General features: G+C 62.5%; 16 protein-coding genes. 11 read left to right on the forward strand and 5 right to left on the reverse strand.

Translation table 11 applies throughout. The features are described 5' to 3' along the window. Positions 1–31 precede the first annotated feature (31 nt). Positions 32–1828, forward strand: a complete 1797-nt coding sequence (gene lepA, locus KY084_RS05525; RefSeq protein ID WP_219237453.1) for a translation elongation factor 4 — start codon at positions 32–34, stop codon at positions 1826–1828. Positions 1829–1903: 75 nt separating this feature from the next. Here lepA and KY084_RS16680 read toward each other — a convergent pair whose 3' ends face one another. Continuing rightward, positions 1904–5410 carry an autotransporter domain-containing protein gene (locus tag KY084_RS16680; RefSeq protein ID WP_219237454.1) on the reverse strand — a complete coding sequence of 1169 codons (3507 nt, stop codon included), beginning with the start codon at positions 5408–5410 and terminating at the stop codon, positions 1904–1906. A 512-nt stretch (positions 5411–5922) separates the two neighbouring features. Between KY084_RS16680 and KY084_RS05535 the strand changes: the two genes are divergently transcribed. Beyond that, positions 5923–6234, forward strand: coding sequence for a phasin family protein (locus KY084_RS05535; protein WP_219237455.1), 312 nt, complete (start codon positions 5923–5925; stop codon positions 6232–6234). A gap of 25 nt (positions 6235–6259) precedes the next feature. Here KY084_RS05535 and KY084_RS05540 read toward each other — a convergent pair whose 3' ends face one another. Further along, positions 6260–7591 (reverse strand): alginate export family protein, encoded by a 1332-nt coding sequence (locus KY084_RS05540; protein ID WP_219237456.1) that lies wholly within the window; start codon positions 7589–7591, stop codon positions 6260–6262. 61 nt (positions 7592–7652) lie between these two features. On the opposite strand from KY084_RS05540, the gene modA reads away from it, so the two are divergent. The 5 genes from modA to KY084_RS05565 all read left to right on the forward strand — a co-directional run bounded on the left by modA (position 7653) and on the right by KY084_RS05565 (position 12249). Next, positions 7653–8417 carry a molybdate ABC transporter substrate-binding protein gene (gene modA, locus KY084_RS05545; protein ID WP_219237457.1) on the forward strand — a complete coding sequence of 255 codons (765 nt, stop codon included), beginning with the start codon at positions 7653–7655 and terminating at the stop codon, positions 8415–8417. After that, positions 8417–9106, forward strand: coding sequence for a molybdate ABC transporter permease subunit (modB, locus tag KY084_RS05550; protein WP_219237458.1), 690 nt, complete (start codon positions 8417–8419; stop codon positions 9104–9106). Before modA ends, modB begins: the two co-directional genes overlap by 1 nt. Then, positions 9096–9704: an ATP-binding cassette domain-containing protein gene (locus tag KY084_RS05555; protein ID WP_219237459.1), complete on the forward strand. Its 609-nt coding sequence runs from the start codon at positions 9096–9098 to the stop codon at positions 9702–9704. Before modB ends, KY084_RS05555 begins: the two co-directional genes overlap by 11 nt. A gap of 95 nt (positions 9705–9799) precedes the next feature. Continuing rightward, a complete protein-coding gene (locus tag KY084_RS05560; protein ID WP_219237460.1) occupies positions 9800–12019 on the forward strand; it encodes a glycoside hydrolase family 3 N-terminal domain-containing protein in 2220 nt (739 codons plus the stop codon). 38 nt (positions 12020–12057) lie between these two features. Next, on the forward strand, positions 12058–12249 hold the full coding sequence (locus tag KY084_RS05565; RefSeq protein WP_219237461.1) for a hypothetical protein: 192 nt from the start codon (positions 12058–12060) through the stop codon (positions 12247–12249). A 10-nt stretch (positions 12250–12259) separates the two neighbouring features. Here the strand turns inward: KY084_RS05565 and KY084_RS05570 are convergent, their stop codons facing one another. Beyond that, positions 12260–12709, reverse strand: a complete 450-nt coding sequence (locus KY084_RS05570; protein WP_219237462.1) for a hypothetical protein — start codon at positions 12707–12709, stop codon at positions 12260–12262. Positions 12710–12907: 198 nt separating this feature from the next. Between KY084_RS05570 and KY084_RS05575 the strand changes: the two genes are divergently transcribed. Beyond that, positions 12908–13093, forward strand: a complete 186-nt coding sequence (locus KY084_RS05575) for a hypothetical protein (protein ID WP_219237463.1) — start codon at positions 12908–12910, stop codon at positions 13091–13093. A gap of 31 nt (positions 13094–13124) precedes the next feature. Here the strand turns inward: KY084_RS05575 and KY084_RS05580 are convergent, their stop codons facing one another. Continuing rightward, positions 13125–14414: an MFS transporter gene (locus tag KY084_RS05580; protein WP_219237464.1), complete on the reverse strand. Its 1290-nt coding sequence runs from the start codon at positions 14412–14414 to the stop codon at positions 13125–13127. A 128-nt stretch (positions 14415–14542) separates the two neighbouring features. Here KY084_RS05580 and pgsA point away from each other — a divergent pair, with 128 nt between their 5' ends. Genes pgsA through KY084_RS05595 form a run of 3 tightly spaced genes read left to right on the forward strand, consistent with a single transcriptional unit; the run spans position 14543 to position 15788 of the window. Continuing rightward, positions 14543–15097 (forward strand): CDP-diacylglycerol--glycerol-3-phosphate 3-phosphatidyltransferase, encoded by a 555-nt coding sequence (gene pgsA, locus KY084_RS05585; protein ID WP_219237668.1) that lies wholly within the window; start codon positions 14543–14545, stop codon positions 15095–15097. Beyond that, entirely contained in the window at positions 15097–15354 is a 258-nt protein-coding gene (moaD, locus tag KY084_RS05590; RefSeq protein ID WP_219237465.1) for a molybdopterin converting factor subunit 1, read from the forward strand. The genes pgsA and moaD overlap by 1 nt, the downstream gene beginning before the upstream one ends. Further along, positions 15351–15788 (forward strand): molybdenum cofactor biosynthesis protein MoaE, encoded by a 438-nt coding sequence (locus KY084_RS05595; protein ID WP_219237466.1) that lies wholly within the window; start codon positions 15351–15353, stop codon positions 15786–15788. Before moaD ends, KY084_RS05595 begins: the two co-directional genes overlap by 4 nt. A gap of 54 nt (positions 15789–15842) precedes the next feature. Here KY084_RS05595 and KY084_RS05600 read toward each other — a convergent pair whose 3' ends face one another. Continuing rightward, complete coding sequence (locus KY084_RS05600; protein ID WP_219237467.1) at positions 15843–16538, reverse strand: fasciclin domain-containing protein; 696 nt, start codon at positions 16536–16538, stop codon at positions 15843–15845. Positions 16539–16576 lie beyond the last annotated feature (38 nt).

Below are 16576 nucleotides of genomic sequence, written 5' to 3' on the forward strand. Positions count from 1 at the left end.
ACCGTGCGAAACGCCTGCTAGGCCCGCGCGCATGTCCATCGACATTACGAAGATCCGAAATTTCGCCATCATCGCGCATATCGATCATGGCAAATCCACGCTTGCCGACCGGCTGATCCAGCGCACCGGCGGCCTCACCGAACGCGAAATGTCGCAACAGGTGCTCGACAACATGGATATCGAGCGCGAACGCGGCATTACCATCAAGTCGCAGACGGTGCGGCTCGACTGGAAGGGGCATGTCCTGAACCTGATGGACACGCCCGGCCATGTCGACTTCGCCTATGAAGTGTCGCGCAGCCTGGCCGCGTGCGAGGGCGCGCTGCTGGTCGTTGATGCCGCGCAGGGCGTCGAGGCGCAAACGCTTGCGAACGTGTATCAGTCGATCGAGCACGACCATGAAATCGTTCCCGTCATCAACAAGATCGACTTGCCGGCGGCCGAACCCGAAAAGGTGCGTACCGAGATCGAAGATATCATCGGTATCGACGCGTCCGAAGCGGTGCTGGCCAGCGCCAAGGCAGGGATCGGGATCGACGAAATCCTCGACGCGATCGTCGCACGCGTACCGCCGCCCAGCGGCGATGGCGATGCGCCGCTCAAAGCGATGTTGGTCGACAGTTGGTACGATCCGTATCTGGGCGTCGTCATTCTGGTGCGCGTGATGGACGGGCGGCTGAAAAAGGGCCAGCTCATCAAGTTCATGCAGAATGAGACGACGCATACCGTCGATCGCGTCGGCTGTTTCCGCCCCAAACTGACCCAGCTTGACGAGCTTGGTCCGGGCGAAGTTGGCTTTATTACCGCGCAGATCAAGGAAGTGGCGCAGACTGCGGTCGGCGACACGATCACCGATGCGAAGAAGCCCGCTGCGAAAGCGCTGCCGGGGTTCAAGGAAGTGCAGTCGGTGGTGTTCTGCGGCCTGTTCCCGGTCGATGCCAATGATTTCGAAAAACTGCGGGAGAGCATCGGCAAGCTGCGGCTGAACGATGCGAGCTTCACCTATGAGATGGAAAGTTCAGCGGCATTGGGCTTCGGCTTTCGCTGCGGCTTTCTGGGGCTGCTGCATCTGGAGATCATTCAGGAGCGGCTGACGCGTGAATATGATCTGGACCTCATCACCACCGCTCCCAGCGTGGTCTACAAGATACAGCTGACTCACGGCGGCGGCGAGGTTGAGTTGCACAATCCCGCCGACATGCCCGATCCGACCACGATCGACGAGATATGGGAGCCGTGGATCAAGGCCGATATCTTCGTACCCGACGACTATCTCGGCCCGATCCTGAAACTGTGTCAGGACCGGCGCGGCATCCAGACCAACCTCACCTATGTCAGCGGGCGCGCACAGGTCAGCTACGAACTGCCGCTCAACGAAGTGGTGTTCGATTTCTACGATCGCCTCAAATCGATCAGCCGGGGCTATGCCAGCTTCGACTATGAACAGATCGGCTATCGCGAGGGCGACCTTGTGAAGATGAACGTGCTGGTCAATGGCGAGCCGGTCGATGCGCTGAGCATGATCGTCCACCGCAGCCAAGCCGAATCGCGCGGGCGGCACATGTGCGAACGTTTGAAGGACCTGATCCCGCGCCATTTGTTCAAGATTCCGATTCAGGCGGCGATCGGCGGCAAGGTGATTGCGCGTGAGACGATCGCGGCGCTGCGCAAGGACGTTACGTCGAAATGCTATGGCGGTGACATTACGCGTAAGCGCAAACTTCTGGAAAAGCAGAAGGAAGGCAAGAAGCGGATGCGCGAATATGGGTCGGTCAGCATCCCGCAGGAGGCGTTCATCGCCGCGCTGAAAATGGGTGACGAAAACTGATAAAAAAGGGCGAACGGCTCGCAAAAGCCGCCCGCCCGGGCTGACGGTCTGTGCCCGTCAGAAGCGGATCGCCCGTTAGAAGCGGATCGATAGTCCCGCGCGGCCACCGCCGCCCGAATAGTCGCCGCTCACCTCCGCATGACCTTCGATAAAGCCGCTGACGCGGTTGTTCACATTGGCCGAGAAACCAGCCTTGAACTCGCCATAGGTGCCCAGCCGGTCGGTGCGCAGCGCAATCGACTGGCCGTTGTTGGAGAAGGTGACATCGTCGCGCCCCTTCCATTCCTTCACCGCTGCGCCGCCGGCATAGACCCGCATGACGGTTGCCGTCCGGTTGATGACGGTGCCAACGCGAAGCCCCGCCTTGCCGCGGAAACCATCGCTGCTGTCATAATCGAACGTCGATCCCAACGCGGTCAGCGAATCGAGGTCGGTTTTGACATATTCCATGCTGATCGCCGGTTCGGCAAAGAACCCGTCGCTGCCCAGCCGCGCGCCCGCGCGCAGTTTTCCGCCATAGCCATTGCCGTTGAAATCGACATCATAGGCGATCGTGCGGTTGTACGACGTGATCCAGTAGCGTTCATATTTGGCGATACCGCTGGCGAACAGCATCCCTGAATTGACCCGGAAATACGCGCCCGCATTGGCTGCATCGAAGTGCATCCTGTCCGCGCTGCCGGTAAAGCTGAGCGTGCTGTTCGAATAGCCGGCCGTCACGCCGAACACCATGCCGTCCTGAAGACCAACGCCGCCAAAGTCATAGCCGATCTGCGCGCCGAACATATCCTGGCGATAGCCGAGGTCGAACGAGACCGGGACGTTGTACAGCGTGGTCGCAACATCGCGGTCGCGGTGATCGGTGCGACCGTACAAGATGCCCCACAGCGCCCGCGAACGTTGCGTCCCGTCGGCCGACGTCGCCCCGTCCTGCGCCAGATCACCGAGTTGATCCAGATGCGACCCGATGATCGAGGTGCCGTGGAAGAACAGCTCGCGCGCGCCCTCCACCGCGCTGGTCTGCGCATAGGCGCTGCCATTGGGTGTGCCGTACAGGCGGAAATCATTGCCCGTGGCGTCATAGGCGAGGCTGTAATCGATCAACCCGACAGAGGTGGCGGGCAGGGTAAACGCATCCGCGCTGGTTCCCGCACCCGCATCGACCACCAACGCTCCATTGATCAGGCTGCCCGGCGCGGCCGAGAGTGCGTCGGCGACGATCGTAGTGCTACCCGTGGCAGCGCCCGCGACGACCAGCCGGTCGCTGGTGCCGCCATCGGTCGTCGGTTCGACATCGATACCCAGCGTGCTGTTGCCGCTGCCGGCGAAATCGCCGCTCAGCGTCAGCACATCGCCGGTATGGCCGTTGCGCATATCGATAAGGCCGGTGTTCGTGGTGCCTTCAAGCCCGGTGAAACTTACCGACCCGGCGGTTGTCGCATCGGGTAGAACGGCCAAAACGCCGGTATTCACGAACATGTCGTTGCCGCCGCCGAAGCTGCTGTCCTGCGTCGCGTCGAAACGGCCGTTATTGGTCAGCATATCGTCGGCATCGGTCAGATCGATATAGCCCGATAGCGTGCCCGTCGTGCCGATCGTGACATTCGCCGCCGCGCCGTCGGCGTTGATCGCAGGGCCGTCGCTGGAGGAGACTTCGTCGCCGATGGTGATGGTGGCGCCGGTGCCCGATGTGACATCGATGCCCGCGTCGGAACCGGTGACGGGCGCGCCTTCCAGCGTGGTCACGCTTACCGTGCAGCCCGAACTTGCCAGGATGCCGGTGCCGTCAGCCGCGCTGATCGGCCCGTTGGCGGTGATGTCGATATCGGCGCACCCGGTTGCGACCGCGTCGATGCCGTTCGATCCGGCACCGGTCACCGCGATCGGACCGGCGTCGATGACCTGATCGCCCGTTGTCGTGGTGACATCGATCCCGTCGGAATCGGGGCCGCTGGTCGTGATCGTGCCGGTATCGACGGTGACGGTGTCGTCGTCACCGGTGATGACCACGCCGGGGGAGTTTGCTCCGCCGGTATCGATATCCCCCGTCGAAACATCGATCGTGCCGGTGCCATCGACATCCACGCCCGGCGAATTGTCGCCATCGGTGTCGATATCGCCGGTATCGACGTCGATCGCTCCTTCGCCGCCATCGACCTCTACACCGGGCGAGTCATCGCCGTCGGTGTCAATGTCGCCGGTATCGACATCGACCGGGCCGGGGCTGGTCACATCTACGCCGGGCGAATCATCGCCATCGGTGTCGATATCTCCGCCGGTCGCCTGAACGCTGCAGGTGCCGGGGCCGATCGTCGCGCACAGCACCGGATCGGTTACGATGGCGAGCGCTGTCGAATCGTCGCCGCTGGTCGAGATCAGCCCGAAATTGGCGAGGATATTGCCCGGCGCGTTCAGCAGCACGCCGATCGATCCATCGCCGTTGGTAGTCACCGATCCCATATCCAGCCCGACATCGCATGCTCCTGCGCCGATCAGCGCGCATGCCGTCGGGTCGGCGGCGATGTCGATCCCCGGCGCGTCGTCGCCAAAGGTTTCGAGCACATCCACGCTGCCAGTGGTGGTTCCCGCAACGCGGGCGAGGACACCGGTTGCTCCGTCACCATTGGTCGTCAGTTGCCCGACCGAAAACGACGTGTCGCATGCCCCCGCGCCCAGCACGGCGCAGGCGGTGGGATCGGATGCAAGATCCAGTCCGATCGCATCCTCGCCATCGGTGCGCAGCACGTCCACATTAGCGTCGATATCGCCAACCGCGCGAACCAGCGCGGCGGGCGAACGTGCGCCGCTGGTCGTAAGCTCGCCCACGGTAAATGCCGTATCGCACGCGCCGACGCCAAGTGCGACGCACGCAGTCGGATCGGCCGAAAGGTCAAGGCCAGCCGCTTCGTCGCCATTGGTCTGAAGCGCGTCGATCGAAATATCGGTGTTGCCGACTGCGGAAACGAGCGCGCCGATGCTGCCGAACCCGTTGGTGGTGATCGAATCGGCAGTCAGCGTATTGTCGCATCCGTTCTGCCCCAGCAGGACGCAGGCACCGATATCGTTGGAAATATTGACGCCCAGCGCCTGTGCGCCGTTGGTGCGCAGGACGCCGACATCGGTATCGGTGCTTCCTGCGGAATTGAGGATTACGGCGTCGGACAGGCCGCCCTCGGTCTCGATCAGGTCGGCGGTGAGATTGATCGGTCCGTCCAGCGAAACCAGTTCGACGCCGTCCGAATCCTCCCCGCCGGTCCGCACGGTATCGACGTTCACGGTTACGCTGTCGCCTTCGATATTGATGCCGTCGGCAAGGTCGCCCACGGTCTCGACCGTGTCGTCGAGGGTGAAGATGACCGCGTCCGCGGCGCGAAGCAGCGCGCCGGTAGCACCGTCGCCCTGGGTAAGTATGGAGGTGACCCGCGCGTCGAGATTGCCGCCCGAATTGACCAGCAGGCCGGGCGCGCCGACGGTTTCGATGGTTGAGGTGCCAAGCGATTCAAGCGTGATATCGGCGTCGGCGAGCGAGGAAAGCGTTACCGTGGTGAGTGTTTCAAAGCCGTCCTGCAACGTCACCGTCACCGGATCCGGCGCATCCGTTACAATTGCGACAATATCGGGATCGCCGCCGGGGCACACAAGCTGGTCGACTACAGGAGCCGAGCATAACGTCTGGCCTAAGGCAGGAACGGCAACTGTCGTTCCCACCACGGTTAGAAATGTCGTCCGCAGTAATCTGGATAAAGCTGGACCACGATCTCGCCCGTGGGATGAAACATTATTGTCCGTAATCATAAAAACCCTCTTTCGATTTTTTATCGTAATGTGATGAAAACTCTGTCCTATTTTCATAGTTCACAACAATAATGGATAAGATTCAGTTAAGTCGTGAGATGTGGTAAAAAATTGACTCCATTACGAAGCAAAAATAGACATGCAGACTTTGTTAAATTTAGAGTCATCTTTGAATCGATTATACGATTTCGGGGATTCGGAAGAACGGAACCCAATCGGGTTTCACGCGTCCATCAGGCGCGGGCGAAGCGCCGCCGAAACGGCGCGATTTTCCGTGATCGCGAGAGGAGATTGAAACGATGGCGAATAACAGCGCGAAACAAGCCGGAGAGGAAGCAGCAGATCGGATGCAGGCCGCAGGATCGACCATGATGGAAACCGGGTCGCAACTTGGCGTCAAAATGCTCGATCAGGCCGAGACCAACACGCAGGAAGCGTTCAAGGCGATGCGCGCGGCTGCGCAGGCGAAGGACATCAGCGAAGTGATGCGCATCCAGTCGGATTTCATGCGCGAACAGGGCGGCCGTTCGGTCAGTCAGGCGCGCGAGATTGGCGAAATGATCGCGAATATGGGCCGCAGCACAATCGGACAGATGACCGGAAAGAAATAAGGGCCCCTGGTCGGCTTCCCGCTTCTTAAAAGCTGATAGTCATTTCCGCATAGCCGTAATGCGTGTCGCCGGTAGCGGGCGCATTCGGCGCGGAGGTGAGGAAACTTCCCTTCGAAAGCCATGCCGCGCCAAACGCAAGTCGTGCGCGTTTCGGAACCACCCAATAGCGTATCCGGGCATCGAACTGCGCGCCGGCATTTCTGCCCGAAGCACCACTGGTGTCGCGAACGCCTGTGCTGGCGAAACTGTCGGTAGCACTGGCCAGCCGTAAAAATCGCGCCGTGGCATTCGCGTCCCAGCGCTGATTTGGGGCAACCTCCACGCGCACGGCAGGGCTGATGATGTTCGATCGGCTGACCGGCCCGTAAAAACTTGTCGGGCCGAAATCCTTCACGCGTGCACCGAACAGGCTGTCGAAACGTCCATAGCGGCCGCCGGCCTTGTCCCCGCTGCCATAATCGAACAACACCGCCACCCTGGGCCGCCAGGCGCCGGTGAAGGTCCAGCCTGCTTCGGCATGGAGCAGCCATGCTGTAACCCCGATATCGTCGGTATCGGTCGCCGATGTTGATACGCGCGTCGTGCCGGTCTGCCACGCCGCCTCGATCTCGGTATCGGCGTTGCCCGGTGCGGGCGTGCGTATAAAGCGCGCTCCCGTCGTGACGAGGTGCCGGTTGCGCGTGGCGAAATCAGGCGCGTCCTGTTCGACCAGGCGAAGCGAATAGAGTTCGACCGTATCGCGCTTGTTGAGGGGAAGCGCCAGATACCCGCCGAAAAACTGCTGTGCGCCGCCTTCCTTGTCGAGTTCGACATCGGCGTCGCGGATCCCGTCGTCATCGCTCGGCAGGCGGCGCTGCGGCATGGTCCAGAAAGCGGTTGCGCTGGCGCCGCCGCGTTTCCAGTCGATTCGTGCGCCAGTAAAGGCATTTGTGGTGTTACGAAAATTGTTGCGTGCGATCAGCCGGCCATTGCCAAGCGCCATGGTGAAGCGCCCGGCGGTTGCGCTCAGTGTATCGGTGATATCCGCGCCGATATAGGCCTGAACAGGTTCGATCGCGTTGACCTCGCTCGTACCGATCGACGAATCATGATCTTCGAAATATCCGCGTGAATCGATTACCTCCCCCCCGATACGCAGGCCGGATTTGCGATATTCGGCGGCGATGTCGGTTTGCAAAAGCAGCACAGCGTCGTCATCCGCCGCGCCGGGACGAAACTGTCCGTCCAGCGCCTCGACACGCGCGCGCACCTGCCCCTTTACCGTCAGTCCGTCGCTATCCTGGGCGCAGGCAGCGCCAGTCCAGAACAGGGGCAGTGCTGCGATGCAACCGATGGCGATGCTTGGGCGTATGCTCATGCGCATTGTTGCTATATACGGCGGTATATAGTGCAAGCCCAAATTCGACCGAGGAACGATAATGCGTAAATTTCTTGCCGCCTGTCTGGCAATGCTCGCCTGTGTGATGACGGGGCCTGCCGCCGCGCAGACAAAGGGGCCGCTGGTGCTTGCCGCCGCCAGCCTTCAGGAATCGATGAACGCCGCAGCCGATGCCTGGGCGAAGCTGGGCCATCCGCGTCCCGTCCTGTCCTTTGCGGGTAGCAGCGCGCTGGCGCGACAGGCGGCGACCGGCGCACCCGCCGACTTGTTCGTGTCCGCCGACGAAGCATGGATGGATTACCTTGAACAGCGCGGTAAGCTGATGCCCGGCACGCGCAAGACCTTTTTGGGCAATGCGCTGGTGCTGATCGTGCCGACGGCGACCAGGGGGCACGTCACATTGAAAAAGGGCGTCAATCTGGCTGGGCTGATCGGCACCCGGCGGATCGCCATGGCGGCGTATGATTCGGTGCCGGCGGGCAAGTACGGCAAGGCAGCGCTTCAGTCGCTGGGCATATGGGATTCGGTGCAGCCAAAGGTGGCGCAGGGTGAAAATGTGCGCGCTGCGCTGGCGCTGGTCGAACGCGGCGCGGCGCCGTTCGGTATCGTCTATGCGACCGATGCCGCCGCGTCGGACAAGGTGCGCGTCGCAGGAGTCTTTCCCGAAAGCTCGCACAAGCCTATTCAATATCCCGTGGCGCGCCTAAAATCCTCGACCAACCCGCAGGCCGAAGCATTTCGCCGCTTTTTGGTGTCGGGTCGTGCGGCACCGATCTTCCGCAAATTCGGCTTTACGACGCGTTGATGCTCTCACCGGCCGAATGGGGGGTGGTGGCGCTTTCGCTGAAGGTCGGCGGCGTTGCCATATCGTGCAGCCTGCCGATCGCCTTTGCGCTTGCCTATCTGCTCGCGCGTCAGAATTTCGCGGGGAAGGTCGTTCTTGACGGCCTGATCCATCTGCCGCTGGTGCTGCCGCCGGTGGTGACGGGGTGGCTGTTGCTGCTTGCCTTCGCGCCCGACGGCCCGATCGGCGGCATGTTGATGCGGGCGACGGGCGGCACGGTGCTGTTCCGCTGGACCGGGGCGGCAATATCCGCCGCCGTCATGGCGCTGCCGCTGATGGTGCGCGCGATGCGGCTGTCGATCGAGGCGGTCGACCGGCGACTGGAAAGCGCCGCGCGCACGCTGGGCGCGGGACGCTGGCGGGTGTTTCGGACGATTACCCTGCCGCTCAGCCTTCCCGGACTGATCGCGGGGGGCGTGCTGGGTTTCGCCCGCGCACTGGGCGAATTCGGCGCGACGATTACCTTTGTTTCCAACGTGCCGGGCGAAACGCAAACGCTGCCGCTGGCGATTTATTCGAAACTTCAGGTGCCGGGCAGCGATGCGGCGGTGTTCCGCCTTGCCTGCGTTTCGGTGCTGTTGTCGCTGGGTGCTCTGATCGCGTCCGAAATTCTCACCCGGCGGGCAGGGCGGGGCATCCATGTTCTTTGAGGTCGATGTCGAGCGGCAGGTGGGGGAGGCGTGGGTCGCCTGCCGGTTCAGCGCACCCGATGGGCTTACCGTTCTGTTCGGGCCGTCGGGCGCGGGCAAGACAAGCACGCTCCACATGATAGCCGGCCTGTTGACGCCGTCGCGCGGACGGATCGTGGTGCATGACCGCGTGTTGTTCGACAGTGAGGCGCGAATCGACGTGCCGCCCGAACGGCGCGGCGTCGGCTATGTGTTTCAGGAAGCGCGGCTGTTCCCGCATATGCGCGTTGCCGCCAATCTGCATTATGGTGCCGGAGAGAAGCATGGGGAGGATTTCGAGCGGCTGACCAGGGTGCTGGGTATCGCACACCTGCTCGACCGCTGGCCGCGAACGCTATCGGGCGGGGAAGCACGGCGGGTCGCCATCGCGCGTGCGTTGTTGTCCGACCCGGACTTTCTGTTGCTCGACGAGCCGCTATCGTCACTCGACAAGGCACGGCGCGAGGAAATAATGCGCGTGATCGAACGCGTGCGCGACGATCTTTGCATTCCAATCCTGATGGTCACCCACGATCATGACGAGGCGAAGCGGCTGGCGAGTCAGATCGTGGCGCTTTGACGCATAGCCGTTCACCCCGGCGTGACATTGTCCTTTTGCGGCGAACCGCCTACACGTCCGGCAAAGCCGTGTAACCGGTTACATAAGGGGATGCCATGACCGTCAGCCGCCGCCGTTTCGCCCAGTCGCTCGCCCTGCTCGCCGCCGGGGCGGTCATGCCGGGCGTTGCCCGCGCCCGCGCGAACGCCGCCCGGCATGATACGAGGATCGACGCGATCATCAGCAACATGTCGCTGGAGGAAAAGGCGCTTCAGCTTTGTGTGATCGGCGACGATCATCCCGATCTGGAAACGCTGCTGGGCAAGGGACTTGGCGGTACCAGTGGCGTGGCCCCGCGCCCCGATCTTCAGCAATTCATCCGCCATGCACAGCAATTGGCCATCGCGTCGCCTAGCAAGGTTCCGCTGTGGTTCTGCGGCGATGTCGCGCATGGCTTCACCACCGAATTTCCGGTGCCGCTGGCGCTTGCCGCGACATGGAATCCGGAGCTTGTGCAGCAGGTTCACCGCGCCGCCGCCACAGAATCAGCCGCATTCGGCAACACATGGACGTTCAGCCCGATGGTCGACATCGCGCGTGATCCGCGCTGGGGCCGGATGACGGAGGGTGCCGGGGAGGACCCGTATCTGGGCAGCGTCATGGCGCTGGCGCAGTTAAAGGGGTTTCAGGGCGACGATCTGGCCGCGCCCACGACGATCCTTGCCACGGCAAAGCATTTCGCGGGCTATGGCGCGGTGCAGGCAGGGCGTGACTATAACAGCGTCAACATCCCCGAACGCGAATTTCGCGACGTCTATCTGCCGCCGTTCAAGGCATTGTGCGACGCTGGTATCGCCACAATAATGGCGGCGTTCAACACGATGGACGGGGTGCCCGTAACATCCAGCCGCGAATTGCTTACCGGGCTGTTGCGCGAACAATGGGGATGGGATGGCGTCATCACATCGGATTACGATGCGATTCTGGAACTGGTGACACACGGCGTCGCCGCCGATCCGGCGGATGCGGCTGCGCAGGCGCTTCATGCCGGGGTCGATGTCGATCTGCACAGCGGCACCTATGCCGACGAACTGCCCGGACTGGTTCGCGCAGGGCGCGTCAAGGAGGCTGAGGTCGATGCGGCGGTCCGCCGTGTGCTGCGCGCAAAGGCGAAACTGGGCCTGTTCGATGATCCCTTCCGCTATGGCAATGCAAGGCTCGCGGCCGAACGGCCATGGCGCGCCGACCATCTCGCCAGCGCGCGCGAAGCGGCCCGCCAGTCGATGGTACTTTTGAAAAATGACGGCGTCCTGCCGCTCGCACGCGGTGGATCGATCGCGGTCATCGGCCCGCTGGCGGAAGATCGCGCCAATATGCTCGGCACCATGCCCGCGCTTGGCCGGGAGGAGGATGTCGTGACCGTTGCGGACGGGCTTCGCCGCGCGGCGGGGGACAAGGCGACCATCCGCTACGCAATGGGCGTGCCCGTCCGCGATATGGATGGCGCGGACATCGACGCCGCGATTGCGCTTGCCCGCAAGAGCGACGTGACAGTGCTGGTGCTCGGCGAAAGCGACGACATGATCGGGGAGGGCGACAGTCGCGCCTCGATCCAGCTTCCCGGCCATCAAATCGACCTTGCGAAGGCGATCATCGCGACGGGCAAGCCGGTGGTGGCTGCATTCAGCAGCGGGCGCGCGCTTGACCTGTCATGGCTCGATGCCAACGCCAACGCAATTGTCGATATGTGGGTGCCGGGGGAACAGGGTGGCAATGCGCTTGCCGACCTATTGTTCGGGGACGCCGATTTTACCGGGAAGCTGCCTGTAACCTTTCCCCGCGCGCTGGGGCAGGTCCCGATTTCCTACGACCACCTGCCCACCGGCAGGCCCGGCGCGATCGATAAACCCTATACCAGCCGCTATGTCGATCTGGTCGATGCGCCGCTTTATCCTTTCGGCCATGGCTTGAGCTATACCAGCTTCACTTTTGCCGCGCCGCAATTGTCGGCGGCCACGCTTTCTCCCGGCGATACGATCACGGTGACGACGCGGGTGACCAATAGCGGGCGGCGCGCGGGCGCGACCGTGGCGCAGCTTTATGTGCATGATGTGCTGGCAAGCATCAGCCGGCCTGTGCGGCGGTTGAAGGGATTTGAACGGGTGGAACTGCGCCCCGGTGAAAGCCGGATGGTGCAGTTCCGGCTTCGCGCCGAAGACCTGGCTTTTACCCGACGCGACATGCGCTGGGGGACCGAACCGGGGGCATTCGACGTCTATGTCGGCGATGATTCGACGGCGCGCGATGCCGCTCGCTTCACCCTGTTGGAGACATAAACCGGTGCAGGCGTTTCAGCTTCGAAGGAGTGGTCGCGATGAACAAAAACCGATCCGAGAAACCGATAAAATCGGAAGAGCTGGAAGAAGAGGTGAAGCGCGAGCGGGCGGCGCGTGGGACGCAAGAAATCCCCGATAACAGGAAGTCCGGCAGCGATCCTGGAAGCGACCTGCGTGAAGGCGAGGAACGCGCGGTTTCGCAGGCGCTTACCCGCTTTCCGCCCGGATGATCTGGCCGGGCTAGTCGGTGCGCGTCGGGCGCGGCGCCATCATCGCAACGGCAAGCGCCGTACCTGCGCCGAACAAAAGGTGCAGCGCCAGTTGCTCGGCGACACGGCCGGGTTTGCGGGTTTCGCCTTCGCCCATCAGCGGTGCCGCATCGGCAAGGTCGATGGCATAGACGCCCGCGCCATAGGCAGTGCCGATTCCGGCGGCGGGCAGTCCCGGCACCCAGCGGCGCAGCAGCGCATAGGTAGCGCCGAACCCCGCCGAAGCGACGAAATGTCCCGCCGTATTGGGAGTTTCCGGGCGCTTGCGATCAGTGCGCAGCGCAGGCGAACCGTCGCTGCTTTCCTGCGACCAGATATCGCCTTCTTTATGCGGGCGTTTGGCGTCACGCCGGCTGTTTTCGGCCAACATTACCGCAGTCATTCCGACCCCGGCCAACGCTCCGCCGATAATTCCCGTCATGATGCCGCGCATTTCGTACCTCCCGTCGCTTCGCGCTGACAACGAGCCGAGGGCGCGAAGGGTCCGCTGTAGTGCCCGATTGCCCGCAAGCCCCGAAAAGTTCCGGCCGAAATGCAGGGGACGCCGTCCCATGACGGAACGGCGCTTAACCAAAGGCGGCGCTGGCGCAAATCGTAAACAATTCGTTAACATCGTCGCATGGCGAATCAGAGCATCTGCACCGAGACCGCGGCACGCCATCCGTTTCGCGGCACATTGCATATCCGGGCCAGCCGCAACGCGCTGCGCCGGCGTGTGCGCAACACCGATCAGGACAGCGACTGGAAATTGTTCGTGCTCAGCTTCAGCGCGTTCTTCGTCTGCTTCTACACCTTCATCGCCTGATCCGGCGGATCGGTCGCAACGTGCGATATGTCTAGTCGCAGGCGCGGTGCAGCTTTGTCGCTATCCATGCGGCGACAATGCACATAATCGCCACCATCAGCAGCATGTCGGTATTGTGAAGCCCCGCCAGTGACAGACCGATCACCAGTAGCGACCCCGCCACCATCGCGCCCGAATTGACGACGTTGTTGGCCGCCACGGTGCGCGCCGTCTGATCCTTGGTCACCGTGGTGGTGAGGAAGGCGTACAGCGGCACGACAAACATTCCACCGGTGATCGCGATGGCAGCCAGCGTCGCCATGATCAGCACCGATTGCGGATGGGTCAGGAAATCGGCGATGCCGTACAACTGTCCCGCAGGCGCAGGAATGAAATTGTGCGCCTCCACCCAGAACGCGACAACGCATACCGCCATCGCGATTACCGAGGCAGGCGCATATCTTGCCGATATACGCCCTTTCAGCAGCGTGTTGATGACGACCGACCCGATCGCCACCCCGATCGAGAAGGTCGCGATGGTGAGGCTGGCGACGCGTTCGTCGGCGGTCAGCACATTTTTCACCAGCGGCGGGAAAACCACGATCAGCACCGCGCCGATCGCCCAGAAGAAGCTGATCGCGCAAATTGCCAGAAACAGTCTGGGAATATGCATGGTGGCGTTGATCAGCCGCCAGGAGGAGGTGAAGGGATTGTAATTGAGTGCCAGTTTCGGCCCGAGGCGCGGGGCGGGGAGTACGCAGCGTCCCGCGATCCAGCCGATGCCGGCGACGACGAGCACCAGAATCGCAGCGCCTTCGACCGAAATCCAGCCCGCGACGATCGTTCCCAGCAGGATGGCGAGATAGGTTCCCGCTTCCACCAGCCCCGTACCGCCCAGCACTTGGTCATCCTCCAGATGCTGCGGCAGGATCGCATATTTGATCGGGCCGAAAAATGTCGAATGAACGCCCAGGAACAGCACGGCGGCAAGCATCATGCCGATGCCGAAGCTGGTGAAGCCTGCGCGCGCCATCATCAATCCCGCCGCGCCGAACAGCATGATGCCGATTTCGGCCGTTTTGACGATGCGGATGATCTTCGCCTTGTCGGTCGTGTCGGCAAGCTGGCCCGACAGCGCGGAAAGCAGGAAGAAGGGGATAAGCGACAGGCCGGTGGCCAGCGCGTTGAAGTTCGATTCCATATGCGGATCGGCGAAGATCGAATAGGTCGCGAACAGGACCATCGCCGTCTTGAACAGATTGTCGTTGAACGCCCCCAGAAATTGCGTGACGAAAAGGGGCAGAAAACGGCGCTGTTTCAGCAAACCAAGCGCGCTAATCATGGAATTTCGGGGCCTGTGGTGGCATGGTGGCGCCGCCATAGCCGGTCCCGCGCACGCATAACAATCGCTAATTGGTTGAACGCATGGGCTGGCAGGCCGCGCCGCATGACGATAGAGCGCAAGATGCGATGCTGACCCTGCCCAACATACTCACCCTTTCGCGCATCTTCACGGTGCCGTTGCTCGTCGGCTTGTTGTGGTGGCCGCAATGGACGCTTGGCTATGCCATTGCGTTCGCGGTCTACTGCCTGATGGGCATCACCGATTATTTCGACGGCTATCTGGCGCGCGCGCAAGGGACGGTGTCCAAACTCGGCGTGTTCCTCGATCCGATCGCCGACAAGATCATGGTCGCGGCGGTCGTGCTGATGCTGGTCGGCACGCATGATATCGCCGGGCTGCATGTGATTGCGGCGCTGATCATCCTGCTCCGCGAGATCATGGTGTCCGGCCTGCGCGAATTTCTGGCACAGCTTCAGGTGTCGATGCCGGTATCGCGGCTCGCCAAATGGAAGACGACGCTGCAACTGATCGCGCTCGGTGCGCTGATCCTTGGCGGCGCGCTGCCCGACTGGCCTTGGGTCGGTACGATCGGGCTGGTTAGCCTGTGGGGCGCGGCGGTGCTGACGCTGATCACCGGCTGGGATTATCTGCGCGTCGGCCTGCGCCATATGGATAGCTGATGGCGATCGAGATGCTTTATTTCGCCTGGGTGCGCGAAGCGACCGGCATGGGCGGCGAAACGGTTGCGCCACCCGAAACGGTGCGCACAGTCGCCGATCTGATCGACTGGCTGGCTGCACGGGGTGAGGGGCATGCACGCGCGTTCGGCGAACCGGCAAGGCTGCGCGCCGCGATCGACCAGGAATTCGTGCCGCTCGATCATGATCTGGCCGGCGCGCGCGAAATCGCGATCTTCCCTCCGGTCACCGGCGGATGATCCGGGTCGCGGTCACCGCCGAACCGTTCGACCCGGTGGCGGCGGCCACGGCGCTGGAGCGGGAAGGTGCGGGGGGAATCGCTACCTTTACCGGACTGGTGCGTGCCGATGACGGCGTGACTACGCTGGAACTGGAACATTATCCCGGCATGACCGAGCGCGTCCTGCACGAACTGGCGCAGGAGGCGCAGCGGCGCTGGGCGCTGAGCGCGGTTACCGTGTTCCACCGTGTCGGGACGATGGCGATCGGGGAGCGGATCGTGTTCGTCGGCACGGCGGCCGCGCATCGCAGCCCCGCGATCGAAGCGATGACGTTCCTGATCGACCGGTTGAAGACCGATGCCCCGTTCTGGAAACGCGAACAGCGCGAAGCGGGCGGCCGGTGGGTGGAGGCGCGGCGGACCGACGACGAAGCAGCAAAACGCTGGCGATAAAAAAGGCGCCGGTCCTTCGACCGACGCCCTTTTTCAAATCGAACACTTTAACGCTTATTGCGCGGTGTCGCTGGAACCGCCGCCCAGGGTGGGGACGATTACGCCGTTGATGACGTGGACAACGCCGTTCGATTGCATCACATCATTCATCTGCGGGCTGACATAGGCCTTGTTGCCGTTCGAATCGGTCAGCGTGACATTGCCGTTGGTCAGCGTCAGCGTGACCGGCTCGCCTTCGACCGTGGTGATCGTGGCTGAGCCGCCGCCCGCTTCGATCTTTTCCTTAAGGTCTTCGGTGGTCAGCTTGCCTGGAAGCACATGATAGCTGAGGATCTTTTTCAGCGTCGCCTTGTTTTCGGGCTTCAGCAGCGTGTCGACCGTGCCCGGCGGCAGACGGTTGAACGCATCATCGGTCGGCGCGAACACGGTGAACGGTCCCGGACCCGACAGCGTCTGGGCAAGACCGGCTGCCTGAACCGCTTTTACCAGCGTGGTCAGGTTGCTTGCCTTCGATGCATTGGCGACGATCGTCTTGTTCGGATACATTTTCGCGCCGCCAACCATCGGATTAGGCGTCGGAGTGGGAGTCGGCGCCGGAGTCGGGCTGGGCGTCGCGGTGCGCGTTCCGCTGGTCGTCGTGGGCGTGGAGGCTGCGGTATCCGTGCCGTCCATGTCTCCGGTAGTGGTGCAGGCGGCCAGCGCGGCCGCGCCAGCCATGCTCGCGAAAATCAGACTCTTCTTGCGGAACATTAAATTCTCCATCTGCCAGTAAGGGAACAGCGTGTGCT

Origin of the sequence: Stakelama flava (genome assembly GCF_019351405.1) — a bacterium.
Taxonomy (GTDB): Bacteria; Pseudomonadota; Alphaproteobacteria; order Sphingomonadales; family Sphingomonadaceae; genus Sphingomonas; species Sphingomonas flava_A.